Here is a 19,786-nt window from a genome sequence, read left to right on the forward strand (position 1 = left end):
ATTGCAACTATAATTTCGAGTCGCTACTAAAAGTGTTATGAACACAGATCATCGCATACGCACACTGATCAACCGTCTGGCCCGGATTGATGCTTCCGAAGGATGGGCGGGAGATTTGAACCCGACTCAGAGGATGGCGCTCGAGTACCTCGCTGAGGCGAACATGTTCTCGCGCTCGCCGTCGCATGTCGCAGAGTACATCGGTACAACCCGTGGAACGATGTCACAGACGCTCAAAGCTTTGGCGCGCAAAGGCTATGTAGAAGAGCACCGAAAAGAACAGGATCAGCGGTCGATTTCCTACGAACTGACCAAGGAAGGGGACGAGATTGTACGTCAGTCAAACCCTGTTGCGCGGGCAATTGGCAACATGGCTTCTGAAGACCAAACGATGCTTGAGCAGGGGCTGATACAAAGCCTCAGTCTAGCCTTGGCCACAAATGGAGGCCGATCATTCGGCCAATGCAAATCCTGCGCCCATCATGATGGCACGACGGAAAACGGGTTCTGCAATTTGCTGGGCGTTTCGCTGGACCTCGGCGAAAAAGACAAAATCTGTATTGAGCACGAGGAAGCTAGATGAAACATCCAGACCTGTCGGCAAACATCGACGGCATTTTCCTTGGAGCCATCAGAGATCGCTGGGAAGGTAAACCTCCGTCTGCCATTCAGAAAGACCGGGTGAACGGGCGGCAAGCCATTACTTCGTTCGGGTTTTCTGGGGACACACAAGCGGATCTGACCGTGCATGGTGGCGAAGACAAAGCCATCCATCATTTTGCTTTTGATCACTATTCGGCGTGGCAAGCAGAAGGCCTGATGGCACCCGGCACAATGCCAGCGGCGTTTGGCGAAAACATTTCAACGACGGGACTGACCGAGGAAAACCTCTGCATTGGGGACATCCTGTCGCTCGGGACGGCGGTAGTTCAAATTAGCCAGGGGCGGCAGCCGTGCTGGAAACTTGGGCTACATACGGGGCGCAAAGAAATGCCCTACCAGTTTCAGAAGACGGGCCGAACTGGATGGTACTATCGTGTGCTCGAACCTGGCGAAGTTGGCGCCGGTGATCGGATCACCTTGGCTGAAAGGCCAAATCCGAATTGGTCTGTATTGGCTGTTACACGCGCACGGCTGACTCGTCGCATATCGCCAGAAGATGCCGAGGTTTTGTCTCAGATGAAAGAACTTGCTGAAGGTTGGCGACAAGCTTTCCGCCGAATGGCTGATGGCAATGATACGGAGGATACTTCGACAAGGCTTGGAGGCTCAGGGTAAGGCACCCAATGCGCGTTCTGTCGTGACCTAGTTTCCTCGAACTTAGTAACCTTCTCAACTCCATGTCGGTCAAATTCCCGTTCGTCAGCAGCTGGGTGGAGCTGGCAAAAAATGAGACATATATTCCAGCATCAATGAAATGCCACTAATCGCCTTGGGTCAGAAATGCTTGACGTTTGGGTCAAAATTGAATGACGTGATTCACTCATTTACTGAGATTTTAGCTGTCGATTGAGTCAAAGATCAGTGACGTTCCACATTCCTTGTAAGGCGACACATAGTTCTGCCACTGACGACAGAACCTTGCCGTTTTCGCCTCACTTCCTTCGTCCAGCACCCAGACTGATTTCGTTGAACCTGATCTCCTTTTTGGGAAAACGGCGTTTTTTGCAGTCAGACACCGAAGGCGCCTGTTTCTGCTGAACTGCCACGTTGCGAAGGCCGGAAAGGGCGAGGCAATGCGTCTTCGACGGGGCGTTTGGCTTGTCCAAATCCCGCTGGCCCCACTACAATTGTGGCGGTTGGGGCTGCACAGGTCATTTCTGCGCCAGAAACACGTTGTTTTCCGAAAAGATGGGCGGAAAGCTGAGCTCAGCTATCCGCACGATTGCCACAGTGCGTCTTCCCGTTCGCAGGCTTTCATCAACTTCAGGTAAACGCGCGACACAGGCTTCATTGACGCGCCAGCAACGAGCTCAGAATGAAATCCTCCATGCTTCCAGCGATTTTGCTCATGGGCGTTTCCGACAGTACGCTGCGATACGCGCTTCCTTCCAGAACCTCTATCACCAATTGCGACGCCTGTAGTGGATCCGGAACAGCGCGCAGGTCTCTTGCGTCAACTCCGCGTCTCACAACTTCTTCAAGCGCCTCGGTCAGTCTTGCTCGGTTTTCGACAAACAGTCGCGCGATATCCGGTTGACGAATGGCTTCGCTCGAAATTTCCAAGGTGAGGATGACGTTTTCCGGCGCAGCCAGATAGTTGGCATAGGCCTTGATGAACTTCTTCAACACTTTGGGTGCGGGTGCATTTGAATTCAGGACTTTCAGAAACGGCTCCAGCTCGCGGCGTTCAAGCATCGCGATTTCCACAAGCACGTCATGCTTGCCGCGAAAGTGGTTGTAGAGGTTTCCAAGGCTGACGCCGGCCCGCGCTGCGATGTCGCGGACGCCGGTCTGATGATAGCCGCGCTCGAGAAAACACATAACGGCGGCCTCCAGAATCTGGTTGCGGCGCTTGGCCGTTGCCTTTTCCCGGGCTGAACCTGGTTTCTTGGTGTTTTCGGTCATTTTTGCTTTTTCATATTGAACGAACGATCGTTCATAGTATATGACATCCAATCGAGCCCCGCAAGGCGCAATGGATCAGGCGGATCAGGAAAAACAGGACAATGACAGGCAAAACTTCGGAAGCTCAGCAAAGGCCAGTTCGGCGATGGCTCTGGATTGGATTGTCCCTGGTGCTGTTTGTGGCGATCGTCATCGTGTTGTTTGACACGGAGGATACAATTGATGTTCAGGCAACGAACATCTCGCCTCTGCCACAGACCGTCTCTGTCGTAACCGTTGTTCCGGAAACCGTGCAGGCGCGTGTTTCTGCATTTGCCGAAGTTCGGCCTCGTTGGGATGCCGAGCTGCGATCTGCTGTGTCCGGGCGCATCACCGAAGTGCATGCCGGCGCTTTGGCCGGGACACAGGTGGAACGGGGCGCCCCTTTGTTTTCAATAGAAAATGCCCCTTATCAAAGCGCCGTTGCAACCGCTGAGATGGAGCTTGAGCGAGCGGAACTTGCACTGTTGCGCGCGCAGAACAACGTAACCGTCGCGAAACGGCAGTTCGATCGGGATGGGGTGGAACCGCCAAACGAACTGGCCGTGAACCTGCCGCAACTGCGCGTTGCCGAAAAAACCGTTGCAGCGGCGCAGGCGCGCCTGAATGCGGCGAGAAATGATCTGAAGGACGCCGAAGTCGTTGCTCCGTTTTCAGGCTTTGTCACTCGTCGCTTTGCCAGCATCGGCCAGACGGTCAACCCGGGCGATCCCCTGATACACCTGTCGGACAACCGACAATTCGAACTGGTTGCCGGGTTCAGCCAAGCGGATTGGGCGCTGTTCGATCATCCGATCTCTGGGGTTACTGCTGAACTGACGCATCGCTCGGGCGAAAGCCTGGGGCAGGCACGCGTCCGGCGTGGTGGCGGGTTTCTGGATCAGGACACACGACAGGTGCGCGTCTTCTTGGACGTCGCAAATCCCGGTGACGGTATACTCGCCGGAGACTTTCTGAAGGTGCACATTCCCGGACGGCAAATTGCCGACACCGTGACCCTGCCGGAAAGCGCCCTGACGCGTGCGGGGTACATTTGGCTTGTGGATGAAAACGACCACCTTCAGAGGTTCAGCCCGAACATCCTGTTCCGCAGCGAAGGTGCTTTCACGATACGGGCCCCCGAAGGGAGCGGCCCATGGCGCGTGGCCAAGACACCTTTGGCCTCGTTTCTGCCGGGTCAGCGTGTCACGCCGCTGTCGGATGGGGGTTGAGCCATGCACGCGCTGACATCCTGGTTTATCCGCAATCCTGTCGCCGCCAATCTGATGATGGCGCTGATCCTCTTTCTTGGGGTGCAGACGCTGCTGAATATTCGGATCGAGGGCTTCCCTCGCATTCCTGCGGAAAGCGTTACGATTTCGATCGAGTTCCCGGACGCCACTGCCGAACAGGTCGACGAATTGGTGACCCGGAAAGTTGAGCAGGCGCTGGAAGGGCTGGAGGGCGTGCGCAGTGTGACGTCGCGGTCCCAAAACGACCTGAGTGTCGTGACCGTCCGCCGCGCGGGTGGCCAGAAACTGCAAGCCGTTCTGGATCGGGTCCGCATTCGGGTCGATGGGTTGACCGATCTGCCCGATACTGCGCGCCGCCCTGTGATCGAAGCGTCGGGTTTCGATTTTCCGGCGCTGTATCTGAACCTTTACGGCGAAACGGACCCGGCCACATTGCAGAGCCTGGCGCAGCGCCTGAAGGAAGAGCTGCTGGCGCAACCGGAATTGTCCCGGCTGCAAATCTGGGGCCTGATCCCGCGGGAACTGCGCATCGAAATCGACCCTGCACTGCTGCGCCACTATGGCCTGACCGTGGCGGATGTGACCCGCGCCATCGAAGAAAACTCGGTGACATTTCAGGCGGGCCGTTTACGGACCGCGGGCGGCACGATCTATCTGCGGGCCGATGATCGCGCCAAATACGCTCCTGAATACGCGGCCTTGCCGATCATTGAACGTGACGACGGGTCTTTTGTGCCCTTGGGTGATATCGCCAAGATCGAAGACGGGTTTCAGGACGGCGAGTATCTGTTTCGGCTGAACGGCAAACCAACCGTCGGGATGGAGGTTCTGGTCGGGCAGAAAGAGAACCTGCTGACGATCAGTGATGTCGTGCGCAGCACGGTGGATGAGTTCAGCCGCCAATTGCCGTCGCAGGTTCAGGTCGGGGTCTGGGGCGACAGCGCCGGCTATATCTCGGACCGGCTGGCGCTGTTGCGGTCCAACGGGGTGCAGGGGCTGATCCTTGTGACTTTGATGCTGTCGGTGTTTCTGAACGTGCGCCTGGCCTTCTGGGTCGCCATGGGCATTCCGGTTTCGGTCATGGGGGCCATGGCCGTTTCGGGTTCAAAATGGGTGGACTATTCGCTGAACGATGTCACCACCTTTGGTCTGATCATCGCCCTGGGCATTCTGGTCGATGATGCGGTAGTGGTCGGAGAAAGCGTTTTCGAGGAACGCCGAAAGGGCAAGGACCCGATCCAGGACACCGAACGCGGCGTGCACCGCGTGGCGGTCGCAACGGTCTTCGGCGTGCTGACGACAATCGCGGCGTTCTTCCCGATGCTGCTGATCGACAACCCGTTGGGCAAGGTGCTGGCCGGGTTCGCGGGGATCGTGATCCTGACGCTGATCTTTTCGCTCATCGAAAGCAAGTTCATCCTGCCCGCCCATCTGGCGCAGATTTCGATGGGGCAAGAGCGCAGGTACCTGCTGACCCGCCTCTGGGGCCGCGTACAGGATACCGCGCAGGGCGGATTGGACTGGGTGCGGGATTGCATCTATCAGCCCTTGCTTGTCGCCGCGGTGCGGCAGCGCTATGCCGTACTGATCCTGTTCGTCGCCGCCGCGACGCTGGGGCTTGGCCTGATGTACAAGGGCAAGGTCAGAACGGTGTTCTTTCCCGAAGTGCCCGGTCAAATCATCACGATGAACCTGGAAATGGACGCCCGCGCGCCCTTTGTGCTGACCCGCGCGAACGTGGACCGGATTGAAACTGTGTTGAACGATCTGAACGCCGAGCTTGCCGAGGGCGCGGGCATGGCCACGCCGCCCGTTCAGACGGTGTTCAGCATCATCGACGGCGCAGGAAACGCGCAAATGTATGCCGAGATGATCCCAGTGGTCGAACGACCGGATGTTCCGATCCTTTCCGTGGTTCGCGAATGGCGCGACCGGGTCGGAGCGGTCGAAGGCGCCACCGAACTGGAGTTCACCGGGTCGGAAACACTCGCCGGAGGGTTCCGCATCCGGTTGGCGTCCAAAGACGAAGACCTGCTGCAACAGGCCAGTGCCGAAATGAAAGACTTCCTGTCGAACATCTATGGCGTGGCGAATGTTCGGGATGGGTTGGCGGGCGGCCAGCCCGAACTGAAACTCCGCCTGCGCCCGGACGCGCGGCACCTTGGCTTCAACACCGAGGCCCTGGCCAAACAAATCGGCTATGGGTTCGGCGGGGCCGAGGTGACCAAGGTCCGGCGCGACGGGTCCGAAATCCGCGTGGTCGTGCAGAACGCACGGGAAAATCGCGATACGCTCGCCGATCTGATGCAGACCCAGTTGCGCAGCGCATCCGGTGCCTGGGTGCCGCTTGAGACGGTTGCCGAAATCCAGGGCACCTACACCTCTGGCACCGTCGATCGCCGCGATGGCAAGCGCATGAATATCGTGGCCGCGTCCATCGACCGTGACCGTGTTGCCCCCGAAGAGGTTGGTCAGGCGGTGTTCGAACAGCTGGTCCCGAAACTCCGCGAAAAGTACCCGAGCGTCAAAGTTCTGCCCGCCGGTGAACTGGAAGAGATGGCCGACATCAGCGGTGGCTTGAAACGTGCGCTGCTGCTGGCCGCCGTTTTGATCTATGTGTTGATGGCCGTGCCGTTGAAAAGCTATTGGCAACCTTTCGTCATTCTGGCCATCGTGCCCTTTGGTTTTATCGCGGCTGCGGTCGGGCACCTGATCATGGATGTGTCGCTGTCGCTGTTTTCGTTCTTCGGCATGCTGGCGCTGACCGGCGTGATCGTGAACGACAGCCTGGTCATGATCACCCGATACAATCAGGCGCGCGAGGACGGCCAGCCCGTGAACCTGGCGCTGACAAGCGCTGGCATCGGACGTTTCAAGGCGATCTTTCTGACCACCGCAACGACGGTGATCGGCCTGCTGCCCTTGCTGACGGAAACCTCGGAACAGGCGCAGTATCTGATCCCTGCCGCCATCTCTTTGGCTTTTGGCGAACTGTTCGGCACCGCCCTCATGCTGCTGCTGGTGCCCGTGCTGATCGCCATTGCCGAAGATGTTCTTGTCGTCTTCAAGCCAGTCCCGCCGCACCCTTCCGGAGAAAGGACACAGTCATGACACGAAGCATTCTGGCCCCCGCAATTGCCCTGATGGCGCTTGCAGCGCCTGCCGCCTCGGATGGTCTGAACGTGACCGTGGAAGGTATCCGCAACGCCAAGGGAAACATTGTGATCCTTGTTTTCGACGACGCGCGCGCCTTTGACGGTTTGGATGTCCAGAGCGCGATTGACTACGCCCAGGTTCCGTCCCGCAAAGGCAGCGTCAGCCATGAGTTTCCCGACCTGACCGCGGGCCCCTATGCGGTGCTGCTGTTTCACGACGAAAACAAGGACGAAGACCTGAACATGACCGAGACGAAGCTTTTGGAGGGGCTGGGTTCAACCGGCGCCCCGAACCCTCAGGACATGCCTGATTTCAAGGCCGCCTCGGTCTGGCCAGGCGATGTCCGCGTTCGTGTCCACTATGATCCGTGATGCCGTATGCTGAGGGACAGAAAACTGACGATCGGCACGTTGCTGAGCGTGTTTCGGTGGCGTGTCGGGATCACCTGGTTTCTGATACTGTCGGAAACTGTGTTATCCGTTTTGATCCCGCTGTTTATCGGCTTTGCCATAGATGGATTGCTAAGCGGACAGTTTCAGCCCTTTGTGCATTTGGGCGCTCTTATGGTCGCCCTCACGCTGATCGGCGTGATCCGGCGGATATACGATACGCGTGTCTACGGAACGATCCGCGTCGAGCTGGGCAAGGCGCTTGCTGCGCGTTTTTCAAACCTGCCGATTTCTTCGCTGAACGCCCGGATCGGAATGGGGCGAGAACTGGCCGACTTTCTGGAAGAGATCCTGCCTTCGGCAGTTTCAGGGATCATGCAGTTCGTCGTCTCAGCAATATTGCTGTTTTACTTCTCGCCGGTGCTGGCTCCGTCAGCCTGTGGGGTGCTTGTCGGAATGGTATGCATCTACGCCCTGTTTCATTCGACGTTCTGGCAATGGAACCGTGCGCTGAATGAGCAGATGGAACATCAGGTCAGCGTTCTGGAACGCCGCCGCAACCGCCCGGTGCTTGTCCACCTGACGAAACTGCGTCGTTTCGAAGTGAAGCTCTCGGATACCGAAGCCTTCCTGTACGGTGTGATCTTCGTTCTGCTGATAGGTCTGATCCTGTTCAACCTGTGGTTCGCGACGCAGAACCTGGATGCGACACCTGGAATGATTTTTTCGATTGTCAGCTATTCATGGGAGTTTTCTGAAGCCGCACTTGCTTTGCCGATCACGTTCCAATCCTGGTCCCGGCTGTCCGAAATCACAGTCCGATTGCAGAGAGGTTGATCCGATTTGCATGAAGCCCATCAGCACCCATGGAACAGATTGTATTGATTGTGTAGCGGAGGATTTCAGGCTGATCTTAACCGTCAAGGAGTGAAGATGCGCCAAGACCCGCAGGGACACATCTTGCCCGACAATTGACGGCGACTTGCTGCGTCCAAATCTGCAAGGCACTGTTCTGCCTGTTCCGAAGCAAGCTATGTGGCCAATCTTTGCAGGGCCGTCTCATTTTGATCTTTGTCAAGGTTGAACGCGGCCCGCCGAGATACAGTCACCAACGTATCAGGAGGTCTTGCATGGAAAGACTAGTCGAAATTGGGCGGGCGTTTGTTCAGGCGATGCGTGATCGCAATGGCTTGGCAAGCGTTGACGAGATGTACGCGGAAAACGCTCAGTCCATAGAGGCGGTTGTGCCTCCGGTACGGCAATTTCGGATCACAAAGGGCCGCGACGCCATCAAGGCAAAACGGGAAGACTGGCTGAAAACGCATGATATCCTGACACTTACGGCGGACGGTCCTTTTGTTCATCCGCCCAATCGCTTTGGGGTGCGTTTCAATGCCGAGGTCGTGCAGAAAGACACCGGACAAAGGATGAACCTTAGCGAGATTGCCATTTATTCCGTTGAGGATGGCAAGATTGTACTGGAAGAGTTCTTTATGTTGCCAAAATAGCGAACGGTTCCTGGTAACACGGGATCCCAAGCGCTCGCGGCCATTTCAGGACGCCTCGCCTGGTCCGGTGTGCAAACAGGTACGTCCAATCAGAAAACGGGCGGTTGACTGGTCGCCTCGGGGCTTGGTGGGCACATAGGCTTAGGTTTGCAGCATTTTAGCACTCTGCCCGGATCGGAGAACCCAGATGACCAAACTCTCACCTGACAAGCTGTCTGCCGAGGCCGGGGTTTGCGCGGCAGATACCGGCAAGAATGCCCCGCCACACCCCTATGAGAAACTTGACCGCGCAACGCGCGCGGCCCTTGCCCGTGCCACAGCCGGTGTTTCCCCGCATTCGATAATGGCCACCTGGATGGATTGGGCCCTGCACCTGGGTCGTTCCCCCGGACGCCAGCTTGAACTGACAGAGCGTGCAGCACGCGATACGGCCAAACTCTGGGTCTATGCCAGCGAGATGGCGACCGGTGCGAGGGCCGCTCCACCTTTTCAGCCACGCAAGCAGGATCACCGTTTCAATGCGCCCGGCTGGCAAAAGGCGCCATTTTCCCTTTGGCAGCAGGCTTTTCTGAGCGCACAGGATTGGTGGCAGGCCGCAACGGACGAAATGCCGGGCATCGCCCCCCGCGACGCCGAACGGGCGCAATTTCAGGTTCGCCAGGCACTTGATCTTGTCTCTCCTTCGAACTTCCCGTGGTCGAACCCGGAAATCATCAATCGCACGTTCCAGACCGGCGGTCGCAATTTGATGGAGGGCGCCGCCCACTTCCTTGAGGATGTTGCCCATACCATAACGCAACAGCACGAACCTGCCCCTCAGGGTTATGAAATCGGTAAAGACATTGCCGCGACCCCCGGCAGGGTCGTTTATCGCAACGCGCTGTTCGAGCTGATTCAATACACACCGCGCACCAAGCGCGTGCAGGCGGAACCGATCCTTTTCGTGCCTGCCTGGATCATGAAATACTATGTGCTCGACCTTTCTCCGGAAAACTCCATGGTGCGGTATCTGGTCGAGCAGGGCTTTACCGTTTTCATGATTTCCTGGGTCAATCCCACGGCTGATCAGGCTGATCTCAGCCTTGAGGATTATCGCCTGAACGGTGTCATGGCCGCGATCGAGGCCATCGAGAAAATCGTTCCGGGTAAAAAGATCCACGCCAATGGTTATTGCCTGGGGGGCACACTTCTGGCGATTGCAGCTGCGGTGATGCAACGCGATGGTGATGACCGGCTTGCAAGCGTTACGCTGATGGCGGCGCAGGTTGATTTTGCCGAAGCCGGTGAGCTTTTGCTGTTTATCGATGACAGTCAGGTCGCTTTTGTCGAAGATCTGATGTGGTTGCAGGGCTATCTTGACCGCCCTCAGATGACGCGAACTTTCACGACAATCCGCGCCGAAGATCTGATCTATGCCCGGGCTGTGCGCCGCTATTTTCTGGGTGAAGACGACCTGCCTACGGATCTGACCGTCTGGAACAATGACACGACCCGAATGCCGGCGCGAATGCATTCCGAATATTTGCGCGGTCTGTTCCTGGAAAACCGGCTGAGCGCTGGGCGCTTTTCCGTCGAAGGGCGGGTCGTCGCGCTCAAGGACATTCGCGTTCCCATGTTTGTGGTCGGAACGGAATCCGACCACATTGCTCCGTGGCGATCAGTGTACAAAATCCGGCTGTTTACCGACGGAGACCTCACCTTCGTGCTGACCAACGGCGGTCACAATGGCGGTATCCTGAGCGAACCGGGGCACAAGCACCGCCACTATCGGTTGGGCCACAGGCCGGCAGACGCGCTGTATACCTCGCCGGATGAGTGGTTTGAGTCGGCCAAGGAAAAGCAAGGTTCCTGGTGGCCTGCGATGGTGGATTGGATCAAAGACCGTTCATCGGGCGAAACTGCGCCGCCGCCGATGGGCGGAAAACGAAGAGGGGCCGAAAACCTGCCCAAAGCGCCGGGCAGCTACATTCATCAGACCTGAAACCGGTGGCGAAGGTCTGACCCCTCATTGCCTGGTCAATCACACTTGGACACCCGAACAAGTCCTTCGGGTGCAACCGAGGTTTTGGTCGCTCGGTTGGATCCGGGACTTTGCGATGGATCAAGCCTTGCTGCGGCGCAGTTGTGTTATCGTGCAGGTCGTCGGAACCCTGTGCCAAATTTGCGGCTTTGTCGAAGGCCGAGCCCGCAATTTGCAACGAAAAGAGGCAATACACAGATGACCACGGGCGGACAAATCTGGAGAGTTGGACCATGACACGCGCAATGGTTTTGAACGAGGCCGGCCGTGCGCTGAGACTGGAAGACATCGAACTTCCGGCGCCGGGCGATCATGATATCCAGATCCAGATCGAGGCTTGTGGTGTTTGTCGCACGGATCTGCACATCGTCGATGGTGACCTCGAACATCCTGAACTTCCACTGGTTCCGGGCCACGAAATCGTGGGACGGGTCCTGCGAAAGGGAGATGCTGTAACAGGGCTGGAAACCGGTCAGCGCGTGGGCGTGCCGTGGCTTGGGTCCACTTGTGGTCGATGTCCTTATTGCCACCGCGCGCAGGAAAACCTGTGTGACGCGCCGGTGTTCACGGGATACACGCGAAACGGAGGGTTTGCCGAAGCCTGCCTTGCGGATGCACGGTATGTCTTTGCCCTGCCAGAGGTTGCCGATCCGGTTGCACTGGCACCGTTGTTATGTGCCGGGCTTATCGGATTTCGCTGTCTGCGAATGGCGCAGGATGCCAAGCATATCGGCTTTTATGGATTCGGAGCCGCCGCGCATATCCTTGCACAACTGGCCGTCTGGCAGGGCCGGAAAGTATATGCGCTGACCCGGCCCGGGGATATCGAGGCGCAGAAGTTTGCGCGTGATCTTGGCGCGGTTTGGTCTGGTGGGTCCGACGAACGACCACCGGTGGAACTGGATGCTGCAATCATATTTGCACCTGTCGGTGCCCTTGTGCCCAAAGCGCTGCAAGCTGTCCGCAAGGGCGGCCGGGTGGTTTGCGGCGGAATTCACATGAGCGACATTCCATCCTTTCCCTACAGCGATCTTTGGGGGGAACGTCAAATCCTGTCTGTCGCAAACCTGACGCGTCAGGATGGTGAGGAGTTTTTTGCAATGGCCCAAGCCGCAGGTATCCAGACACGGACACAAAGATATTCACTGAAGGACGCCAACACAGCCCTCGCGGATCTGAGCGCCGGGCGATTGCAAGGGGCAGCGGTTTTGGTTCCCTGACCAAAGGTCGGTCGCGCCGCGCGCCGGCTCGGCAAGTCACAGATGACGTCAGTGTCCGAAATCCGGGGGGCGGCTCGGGCAAACGGATCCTGATCGTGGAATGGACGAAACACCGGAACATGAAAGACTGCTCGTTGCGCTGGGATGCCGCCCACCCGCGCCGGACACAATCATACCGGCCGCCCCGTGGACGATCTTGCGCCAACAACAATCAAACTGGACCGTCAGATGAGGGAGGGGCAGAGAGCTTGTTTCCATTCAACGTGTTGAAAAGGCTGGCTTTGCATGGGAAATCGTCTTTTGGCGCAGCAGTGAACGAACATTGCTGTCATGTCTGGCAATTGCGTCGTCTATATTTACATTTAAATATATGAAAAATATATATTTAAATTATTCAACGCCAGAGAGTTTTTCAAATGATCTTGAATTTCGTCAAGACGTTTACAAAATTTTGTTTCAAATCCAGTAATTTGTTGTGAAATTTTCCACTGCGTTTCCATTATTGAAATGCACATAAGTGCGCTTTCGTCTGCTGGAAGAGGAGCCAGACGACGAAAGAAAGGGAAATGGGAGGAATTAATGACCAACAAATCTGTCACACGCCGCGGCGTGTTGAAGTCTGGTGCCGTTGCAGGCACCGGTCTGGCCCTGCCTACGATCTTCACGGCTTCGTCGGCTGCCGCTTACACCAACGAACCAACCGGAGGGTCCGTGACCCTGGGCTTCAACGTTCCCCAGACCGGGCCGTATGCGGAAGAGGGAAATGACGAGCTGCTGGCGCAACAGCTGGCGGTGGAACACCTGAACGGAGAGGGCGACGGCGGTTGCCTGAACACCTTCACGTCGAAGGCGCTGAAGGGCAATGGCATCCTCGGCAAGAAGGTCGAGTTCGTCACAGGTGACACCCAGACCAAGTCGGACGCCGCGCGTGCATCTGCAAAGTCGATGATCGAAAAAGACGGTGCGATCATGATCAACGGCGGGTCGTCCTCGGGCGTGGCCGTTGCGGTTCAGGGCCTGTGTCAAGAAGCGGGTGTGATCTTTATGGCAGGTCTGACCCACGCCAACGACACCACCGGCAAGGACAAGAAGGCCAATGGTTTCCGCCATTTCTTCAACGCCTACATGTCGGGCGCTGCGCTTGCGCCGGTGCTGGCCGCCGAGATGGGCAACGACCGCCGCGCCTATCACCTGACGGCGGACTACAACTGGGGCTGGACCCAGGAAGAGTCGATCGTCGCCTCGACCGAAGCCCTGGGATGGGAAACGGTCAACACCGTCAAAACGCCACTCGCGTCAACAGACTTCTCGTCCTACATCACTCCGGTTCTGAACTCGGGCGCGGACGTTCTGGTTCTGAACCACTATGGCGGCAACATGGTGAACTCGCTGACCAACGCGATTCAGTTCGGCCTGCTCGACAAGGTCGCCAACGGCAAGGACTTCAAGATCGTCGTGCCGCTGTATTCGGAACTGATGGCCGCCGGTGCGGGCGAGAACATCAAGGGCGTGCTGGGTTCGATGAACTGGAACTGGCAGTTGCAGGATGAAGGCACCAAGGCTTTCGTGAAGTCCTTCGGCGAGAAATACGGCAAGCCGCCGTCCAACTCGGCCCAGACCTGCTATGCACAGGTTCTGCTTTATGCGGATGCTTGCGAGCGTGCCGGTACATTCAACCCATGCGGTGTTGCGGAAGCGCTGGAAGACTTCGAGTTCGACGGCCTGGGCAACGGCCCGACCTGGTATCGCGGCGCGGATCACCAGTGCTTCAAGGATGTGCTGGTCGTGCGTGGCAACATGAACCCGACCAACGCCTATGACACTCTGGAGATCGTCGAGATCACGCCACGCGCGCAGGTCGAATACGATCCGGAGCATCCGATGTTCGCCGGTGGCGCATTGGGTGAGTGTAACCCGGGCGCATAAGACCGCGTATCAAAGTCTGGCTGCCAAAATGGTGGCCAGACATCTACAGCAGGGTTGATCCTGTTGTGCCACTCAATTCACACTGACCAACCCTGAGGTGGGCCAATGGACGCCATCCTATTGCAAATTCTGAACGGTCTGGACAAAGGGTCGGCTTATGCGCTGATTGCGCTGGGGCTGACGCTTATTTTCGGGACGCTCGGCGTTGTGAACTTTGCCCACGGGGCCCTGTTCATGATCGGCGCGTTCTGTGCCGTCACTTTGCAAAAGCTCATGAACCTGAGCTTTGTAACCATCGACGAGAGCCAAACCGACTTTCTTGGCAACCCGCTGAAAGTGGAAACACCTTATGTCCAAGCATGGTTTGGCCCGGAGTTCGGGGCGACGATCATCGACTGGTCCGTTCCATTGGCAATCCTGTTTGCGATCCCGATCATGCTGGCGGTTGGCTATGTGATGGAACGCGGGCTTATCAAGCATTTCTACAAACGCCCCCACGCAGACCAGATCCTTGTCACGTTCGGCCTGGCGATCGTGTTGCAGGAAATCGTAAAGTATTTCTTTGGTGCCAACCCCATCCAGACCCCGCCGCCCGACGCGCTGAGTGGCTCTATCGACCTTGGCACAATGATCGGGTTTGATCCCAACGCGATCATCTACCCGATCTGGCGCCTGGTTTATTTCGGCTTTGCGGTCGCCATAATCGGTGCCGTCTTCTCATTCCTGCAATTCACCACCTTCGGCATGGTTGTGCGCGCCGGCATGGCGGATCGCGAAACTGTGGGCTTGCTGGGGATCAACATCGACCGGCGCTTTACGATCATGTTCGGTATTGCTGCCGCGGTGGCCGGTTTGGCGGGCGTCATGTACGGGCCGCTCAACCCACCAAACTATCACATGGGGATGGATTTTCTGGTCCTCAGTTTCGTTGTGGTTGTCGTTGGCGGCATGGGGTCTCTTCCCGGCGCCGTGCTGGCTGGCTTTCTGCTGGGCATTCTCGAAAGCTTCGCCTCTACGACCTGGGCCACGACGACGATCCCGGGCATCAACCAAATCATCATCTACCTTGTTGCCATTATTGTGCTGCTCACACGCCCGCGCGGTTTGATGGGACGCAAAGGCGTGATGGAGGAATAATCGATGTTGGGACTGAACAAAAAAGACACCAGCCTGCTGATCATCGTCGGCATCCTTACGATGCTGGCGCCCTTCATCCTGAATCCGTTCCCCGAAGGCAGCGCCATGGCGCAATTCAACGCGGGCTATCCGGACCTGATGCAACGTTTCGTGATCTTTGGCATCTTTGCCATCGGCTTCAACATCCTGTTCGGCCTTACCGGATACCTGTCCTTCGGTCACGCGGCCTTTCTGGGCGTTGGATCCTATTCCGCCGTATGGATGTTCAAGCTGCTGAGCTACAACATCATCCCGGCTATCGCACTCAGCGTTGTGGTCGCCGGAGTGTTCTCTTTGCTGATCGGGTTTGTCAGCCTGCGCCGGTCGGGCATCTATTTTTCGATCCTCACGCTGGCCTTCGCCCAGATGAGCTTTGCGTTGGCTTATTCGGTGTTGTCCAACCCCAAGTTCAACCTGACGAACGGGGAAACGGGATTGCAGGTTTACGCGGATGATCCACAAATACTGCAAGGGGCGAACTCGCCGGATCTGCCGCATCTGTTCGGCCTGCCGATGCGCGCGACCTACACGCTGGACGTGGGCGCGTGGAGCTTTGATTTCAACGCGGGATACTATCTGTGCGCGGTGATTATGATGGTGGTCTTCTACCTGGCGATCCGAATCTTTCGTTCACCTTTCGGGATGATGCTGCGGGCGGTGAAGTCGAACCAGCAGCGGATGAACTATACCGGCCTGAATTCGAAACCGTACACGCTGGCGGCATTTGTCATCTCGGGCATGTATGCCGGCCTGGCTGGTGGGCTGATGGCCGCAATGGACCCGCTGGCAGGTGCCGAACGGATGCAGTGGACCGCATCGGGCGAGGTCGTTCTGATGACGATCCTGGGCGGCACGGGAACCTTGATCGGTCCGGTGCTGGGTGCGGGCTTCATCAAGTATTTCGAAAACATCTTCTCGAAGATCAACGACAACGTGTTGCACAGCTGGTTTGCATTCCTGCCTGACGGGCTGGAGGACGCGGTGGTATTCGTGATCCATCCGTTCATCGGCAAGGGCTGGCATCTGACGCTGGGCATTCTTTTCATGCTTGTCGTTATCTACCTGCCGGGTGGTCTTGTCGAAGGTGGTCAGCGTTTGCTGAACCGGCTCAAGCGCAAGAAATCAAAATCCGACGACGCGACGTCGGGTAAAACGGAACCGGCGGAATAAGGGGCGAGCCATGGCAATTCTAAGAGTCAAAGACGTCAGCAAGCGCTTCGGCGGCCTCAAGGCACTCACGGATGTGAATCTCAGCGTCGAGGAGAATTCGGTTCACGCAATCATCGGGCCCAATGGGGCGGGCAAATCGACCTTGCTGAATTGTCTGGTCGGCAAGCTCATGCCAGACACCGGGTCCGTGTTGTTCGACAACGCCTCGGTCTTGGGGCTTGAGCCCTTCCAGATCAACCAGATGGGCATAAGCCGCGTGTTTCAGACACCAGAGATTTTTGGTGAATTGACAGTGATGGAGAACATGCTGATTCCGATCTTCGCCATGCGGGATGGGGCGTTCCGGATGCATGCTTATGAAACCATCGCCAACGAAAAGGCTGTTGTCGAACAGGCCGAAGCGATGCTGGAAGAGATGAACATGGCCGACAAGCGTGAGATGCACGCGGCCTCGCTGTCGCGGGGCGACAAGCGACGGCTCGAGATCGGCATGTGCCTCAGCCAGAATCCGCGGCTGTTGCTGCTGGATGAACCGACGGCGGGGATGGCGAGGGCGGATACCAACAACACGATCGACCTGCTGAAACAGATCAAGGATGAACGCGATATCACCATCGCGATCATCGAGCATGACATGCATGTCGTCTTCAGCCTTGCCGAACGCATCACTGTTCTGGCCCAGGGCACGCCTTTGGTTGAAGATACTCCCGAAAACATCCGCGGAAACCCAAAGGTTCGCGAGGCCTATCTGGGCGAGGCTGCGTAAGGAAAAGCTATGAACGAGAAACCTGACTTTTCGAAAAACGCCAATCTGGCCAGCACCGCCCCTGCGTTTCTTTCCGTTTGGGACATGCACTCCTACTATGGAGAAAGCTACATCGTGCAGGGCGTCAGCTTCAACGTACATGAAGGCGAGATTCTTGCCCTTCTTGGACGCAACGGCGCGGGCAAGACCTCGACGCTGCGTTCGATCGCGAGAGTTGGAGATCCAGAAGTCAGACATGGCGAAATCTGGTTGGACCACAAGCCGTTGCACAACATGACAAGCTATGAAGCGGCGGCAGTGGGCCTTGGTCTTGTACCGGAAGACAGACGCATCATTCCCGGCCTGACAGTCGAAGAAAACCTGCAACTTGCACAGATTGCGCCTCCGATCGGATGGTCCCTTGAACGGCTTTATGAGCTGTTTCCGCGTCTCGGAGAGCGCAGGAAGCAGGAAGGGATTACACTGTCGGGTGGCGAACAGCAGATGCTGTCGATCGCCAGGGCTCTTGCCAGGGACATCAAAGTGCTGCTTTTGGATGAACCCTATGAAGGTTTGGCGCCTGTCATTGTCGACGAAATCGAAAAAACCCTCATACACGTCAAGCAGCAGGGTATGACAACGATCATCGTTGAACAGAACGCCGTGCGCGCTTTGGAGCTGGCGGACCGCGCGATCATCCTTGATACCGGGACCATCGTGTTCGACGGAACGGCAAAAGAAGTGCTTGAGGACACCAGTCTTCGTGAGGAATATCTGGCCATCTGAGCGTTGTTCTGATTGGCAAACAGAGCCAATGGGCACGATCAGTTCGTGACATCCGCCACTGCGCCGACCAGACGATTGCGGCGCGGTGTTCCAGGTCGTTGTGCAATGGATAAGAAGGCCAGGCACCAGTCCCGGGTTGCCGGTACCTACGTCGCAAGGGCTGCAAGCCGAACCTTCCCCAAGCCATTCCGGGCAACCGTCTTGACCGTGTGCCCATGGTTTCAATCGGTCTGAAAACGCGCCGACGAAACCTGTGTCCGGAGCGGGGCCGTGGGTCTCGCTTCACTTCCGGCTGGTATTATCCGGCAGACCCATTGCGGCTTCCGGTTCCCAGCACCTTCACTTCCAGCCAGTGGAACATCAGGGCAATAATACCAGCAACGAGAATATAGAATACGGCCAGCAGGATGAGCGGCTCGTAGATGATGAACGTGTCGGACCGCACCCGGGATGACACGGCATAGATATCAACCACCGTAATCGTGGCAACCAAGGGCGTCGCCTTCAACTGGAGAATGGTTTCACCGCCCAGGGTCGGCAGGACATTGCGAATTGCCTGCGGCAACCAGATGCGGCGGAACATCGTCAGCCTTGGCATGCCAAACGCCTTTGCCGCCTCCAGCTGACCTTTGGCGACGCCTTTGAAGGCTCCGCGCATCACCTCACCTTCATAGCCGGCATAAGAAAGCGTCAAAGCCAGCACCGCATAAGGCCAGGCCTGACGCAGATACGGCCAAAGCTCGGACGATCGTATCCATGGGAATTGAGGGAACAATGAGCCGAGGCCATAATACAGCAACCAAAGCTGCAAAAGCAGGGGTGTGCCCCGAATGATGGTGCAAAACGCCTTGGCCGGGGCCGCAAGGTACCAGGGCCCAACGGCCTGGGCCAACCCGAGTGGTACGGCCAGCAGAAATCCGAGAACGACGGTGACAACAAGCAGCCAGAGCGTGGTCCAGATCCCCTGCAAGGCAAGCGGGGCGTATTTTGGCAACCAGTCCCATCGCAAAGACATGGCACACCAGATCACGATCCCGGCAAAGATCAGCATCATCACGATCCGATGGGGTTGCATCAAGGACCTGAGGTCGATCATCTGCCACCTCCTTTCAGAGAAGGTTGACCGCGACGCGCCCATTTCTCGATCCGCGCGAAGATACCACCCGAAAAGAGAGTGACCATGAGGTAGAGAAAACCCGCTGCCAGAAAGAAGGTAAAATAGGCCCGGGTGCTGCTGGCGGCCTGCCGGGTTTCCAGTGTCAGTTCGTTGAACCCCACGACCGCGAGCAGTGCAGTGTCCTTGGTGGCAATCAGCCACAAGTTGGCCAGACCGGGTACAGCAAAACCCATCATGGCGGGGATCGTGACACGCCGCATGGTCATGAATGCGGGCATCCCGTAGGACTTGGCCGCCTCGATCTGTCCGGGTGGAACCGCCTGAATGGCTCCGCGCAGAATCTCGGTTGCATATGCGCCCTGAACAACGCCGAGAACCCAAATGCCCGCGGCGACGCCATTGACCTCGACCCGGCCTCCACCCATTGCAGCGGAGATTTTGTTGATGATGTCAGATCCCACGTAATACAGGATCAGGATCAAGACCAGTTCCGGCACGGCCCGGATCACGGTCGTGTAAATGGCAAGAAGGTCGCGTGTGACCTTCCCGCCGTATAGTTTGCCATAGGCTCCGAACAATCCGATCACGAGGCCAAGCGCATATGCACCAAAAGCGATCTGCAATGAGTGGGACAATCCGCGCAGCAGATTGCCCCCCCAACCCGGTGGCGACAGCGACAGTAGCTCTGCGCTCTGCGCCAATCCAAGCGATTCCAACAGTCCGGTCACAGCGAC

At 57.3% G+C, this 19,786-nt stretch carries 17 protein-coding genes; 14 read left to right on the forward strand and 3 right to left on the reverse strand.

Annotation, left to right across the window (positions count from 1 at the left end):
* Nucleotides 1–37 precede the first annotated feature (37 nt).
* Both ACR0DJ_RS01445 and ACR0DJ_RS01450 read left to right on the forward strand, forming a co-directional pair.
* Complete coding sequence (locus ACR0DJ_RS01445) at nt 38–583, forward strand: MarR family winged helix-turn-helix transcriptional regulator (protein WP_480683636.1); 546 nt, start codon at nt 38–40, stop codon at nt 581–583.
* Nucleotides 580–1,278, forward strand: a complete 699-nt coding sequence (locus ACR0DJ_RS01450; protein WP_480683637.1) for an MOSC domain-containing protein — start codon at nt 580–582, stop codon at nt 1,276–1,278. The genes ACR0DJ_RS01445 and ACR0DJ_RS01450 overlap by 4 nt, the downstream gene beginning before the upstream one ends.
* A gap of 672 nt (nt 1,279–1,950) precedes the next feature.
* On the opposite strand, the gene ACR0DJ_RS01455 is transcribed toward ACR0DJ_RS01450, so the two are convergent.
* Nucleotides 1,951–2,568 (reverse strand): TetR/AcrR family transcriptional regulator, encoded by a 618-nt coding sequence (locus ACR0DJ_RS01455; protein ID WP_170345989.1) that lies wholly within the window; start codon nt 2,566–2,568, stop codon nt 1,951–1,953.
* A 101-nt stretch (nt 2,569–2,669) separates the two neighbouring features.
* Between ACR0DJ_RS01455 and ACR0DJ_RS01460 the strand changes: the two genes are divergently transcribed.
* The 12 genes from ACR0DJ_RS01460 (at nt 2,670) to ACR0DJ_RS01515 (ending at nt 17,935) form a co-directional block, all read left to right on the forward strand.
* A complete protein-coding gene (locus ACR0DJ_RS01460; protein WP_480683638.1) occupies nt 2,670–3,818 on the forward strand; it encodes an efflux RND transporter periplasmic adaptor subunit in 1,149 nt (382 codons plus the stop codon).
* A gap of 3 nt (nt 3,819–3,821) precedes the next feature.
* Nucleotides 3,822–6,950 carry an efflux RND transporter permease subunit gene (locus ACR0DJ_RS01465; protein WP_480683639.1) on the forward strand — a complete coding sequence of 1,043 codons (3,129 nt, stop codon included), beginning with the start codon at nt 3,822–3,824 and terminating at the stop codon, nt 6,948–6,950.
* The gene (locus ACR0DJ_RS01470) at nt 6,947–7,366 is read left to right on the forward strand and encodes a DUF2141 domain-containing protein (RefSeq protein WP_480683640.1); all 420 of its coding nucleotides are present in this window, start codon (nt 6,947–6,949) and stop codon (nt 7,364–7,366) included. The genes ACR0DJ_RS01465 and ACR0DJ_RS01470 overlap by 4 nt, the downstream gene beginning before the upstream one ends.
* 6 nt (nt 7,367–7,372) lie before the next feature.
* Nucleotides 7,373–8,221 (forward strand): ABC transporter six-transmembrane domain-containing protein, encoded by an 849-nt coding sequence (locus ACR0DJ_RS01475; RefSeq protein WP_480683641.1) that lies wholly within the window; start codon nt 7,373–7,375, stop codon nt 8,219–8,221.
* A 293-nt stretch (nt 8,222–8,514) separates the two neighbouring features.
* Nucleotides 8,515–8,892 carry a SnoaL-like domain-containing protein gene (locus ACR0DJ_RS01480; RefSeq protein ID WP_480683642.1) on the forward strand — a complete coding sequence of 126 codons (378 nt, stop codon included), beginning with the start codon at nt 8,515–8,517 and terminating at the stop codon, nt 8,890–8,892.
* A gap of 187 nt (nt 8,893–9,079) precedes the next feature.
* Nucleotides 9,080–10,873 (forward strand): PHA/PHB synthase family protein, encoded by a 1,794-nt coding sequence (locus ACR0DJ_RS01485; RefSeq protein ID WP_425078874.1) that lies wholly within the window; start codon nt 9,080–9,082, stop codon nt 10,871–10,873.
* Between the two features lie 272 nt (nt 10,874–11,145).
* Nucleotides 11,146–12,132, forward strand: coding sequence for a zinc-dependent alcohol dehydrogenase family protein (locus ACR0DJ_RS01490; protein WP_480683643.1), 987 nt, complete (start codon nt 11,146–11,148; stop codon nt 12,130–12,132).
* A gap of 579 nt (nt 12,133–12,711) precedes the next feature.
* The gene (locus tag ACR0DJ_RS01495) at nt 12,712–14,058 is read left to right on the forward strand and encodes a substrate-binding protein (protein ID WP_170345997.1); all 1,347 of its coding nucleotides are present in this window, start codon (nt 12,712–12,714) and stop codon (nt 14,056–14,058) included.
* A 105-nt stretch (nt 14,059–14,163) separates the two neighbouring features.
* Entirely contained in the window at nt 14,164–15,195 is a 1,032-nt protein-coding gene (locus ACR0DJ_RS01500) for a branched-chain amino acid ABC transporter permease (protein WP_170345998.1), read from the forward strand.
* Between the two features lie 3 nt (nt 15,196–15,198).
* Nucleotides 15,199–16,404: a branched-chain amino acid ABC transporter permease gene (locus tag ACR0DJ_RS01505; protein WP_425078872.1), complete on the forward strand. Its 1,206-nt coding sequence runs from the start codon at nt 15,199–15,201 to the stop codon at nt 16,402–16,404.
* Nucleotides 16,405–16,414: 10 nt separating this feature from the next.
* Entirely contained in the window at nt 16,415–17,170 is a 756-nt protein-coding gene (locus ACR0DJ_RS01510) for an ABC transporter ATP-binding protein (protein WP_170346000.1), read from the forward strand.
* A 9-nt stretch (nt 17,171–17,179) separates the two neighbouring features.
* Complete coding sequence (locus tag ACR0DJ_RS01515) at nt 17,180–17,935, forward strand: ABC transporter ATP-binding protein (protein WP_170346001.1); 756 nt, start codon at nt 17,180–17,182, stop codon at nt 17,933–17,935.
* Between the two features lie 298 nt (nt 17,936–18,233).
* Here the strand turns inward: ACR0DJ_RS01515 and ACR0DJ_RS01520 are convergent, their stop codons facing one another.
* The gene (locus tag ACR0DJ_RS01520) at nt 18,234–19,031 is read right to left on the reverse strand and encodes an ABC transporter permease (protein ID WP_170346002.1); all 798 of its coding nucleotides are present in this window, start codon (nt 19,029–19,031) and stop codon (nt 18,234–18,236) included.
* Nucleotides 19,028–19,780: an ABC transporter permease gene (locus ACR0DJ_RS01525; protein ID WP_117872369.1), complete on the reverse strand. Its 753-nt coding sequence runs from the start codon at nt 19,778–19,780 to the stop codon at nt 19,028–19,030. The genes ACR0DJ_RS01520 and ACR0DJ_RS01525 overlap by 4 nt, the downstream gene beginning before the upstream one ends.
* Between the last annotated feature and the right edge of the window lie 6 nt (nt 19,781–19,786).

This window comes from Ruegeria sp. BF10, assembly GCF_056538725.1.

Bases quoted from the DNA above. Each gene is read 5' to 3' on its own strand.
- ACR0DJ_RS01510 (WP_170346000.1), top strand. From the start codon at position 16,415: ATGGCAATTCTAAGAGTCAAAGACGTCAGCAAGCGCTTCGGCGGCCTC.
- ACR0DJ_RS01480 (WP_480683642.1), top strand. From the start codon at position 8,515: ATGGAAAGACTAGTCGAAATTGGGCGGGCGTTTGTTCAGGCGATGCGT.
- ACR0DJ_RS01495 (WP_170345997.1), top strand. From the start codon at position 12,712: ATGACCAACAAATCTGTCACACGCCGCGGCGTGTTGAAGTCTGGTGCC.
- ACR0DJ_RS01470 (WP_480683640.1), top strand. From the start codon at position 6,947: ATGACACGAAGCATTCTGGCCCCCGCAATTGCCCTGATGGCGCTTGCA.
- ACR0DJ_RS01445 (WP_480683636.1), top strand. From the start codon at position 38: ATGAACACAGATCATCGCATACGCACACTGATCAACCGTCTGGCCCGG.
- ACR0DJ_RS01515 (WP_170346001.1), top strand. From the start codon at position 17,180: ATGAACGAGAAACCTGACTTTTCGAAAAACGCCAATCTGGCCAGCACC.
- ACR0DJ_RS01475 (WP_480683641.1), top strand. From the start codon at position 7,373: ATGCTGAGGGACAGAAAACTGACGATCGGCACGTTGCTGAGCGTGTTT.
- ACR0DJ_RS01490 (WP_480683643.1), top strand. From the start codon at position 11,146: ATGACACGCGCAATGGTTTTGAACGAGGCCGGCCGTGCGCTGAGACTG.
- ACR0DJ_RS01500 (WP_170345998.1), top strand. From the start codon at position 14,164: ATGGACGCCATCCTATTGCAAATTCTGAACGGTCTGGACAAAGGGTCG.
- ACR0DJ_RS01520 (WP_170346002.1), bottom strand. From the start codon at position 19,031: ATGATCGACCTCAGGTCCTTGATGCAACCCCATCGGATCGTGATGATG.
- ACR0DJ_RS01505 (WP_425078872.1), top strand. From the start codon at position 15,199: ATGTTGGGACTGAACAAAAAAGACACCAGCCTGCTGATCATCGTCGGC.
- ACR0DJ_RS01465 (WP_480683639.1), top strand. From the start codon at position 3,822: ATGCACGCGCTGACATCCTGGTTTATCCGCAATCCTGTCGCCGCCAAT.
- ACR0DJ_RS01455 (WP_170345989.1), bottom strand. From the start codon at position 2,568: ATGACCGAAAACACCAAGAAACCAGGTTCAGCCCGGGAAAAGGCAACG.
- ACR0DJ_RS01460 (WP_480683638.1), top strand. From the start codon at position 2,670: ATGACAGGCAAAACTTCGGAAGCTCAGCAAAGGCCAGTTCGGCGATGG.
- ACR0DJ_RS01450 (WP_480683637.1), top strand. From the start codon at position 580: ATGAAACATCCAGACCTGTCGGCAAACATCGACGGCATTTTCCTTGGA.
- ACR0DJ_RS01485 (WP_425078874.1), top strand. From the start codon at position 9,080: ATGACCAAACTCTCACCTGACAAGCTGTCTGCCGAGGCCGGGGTTTGC.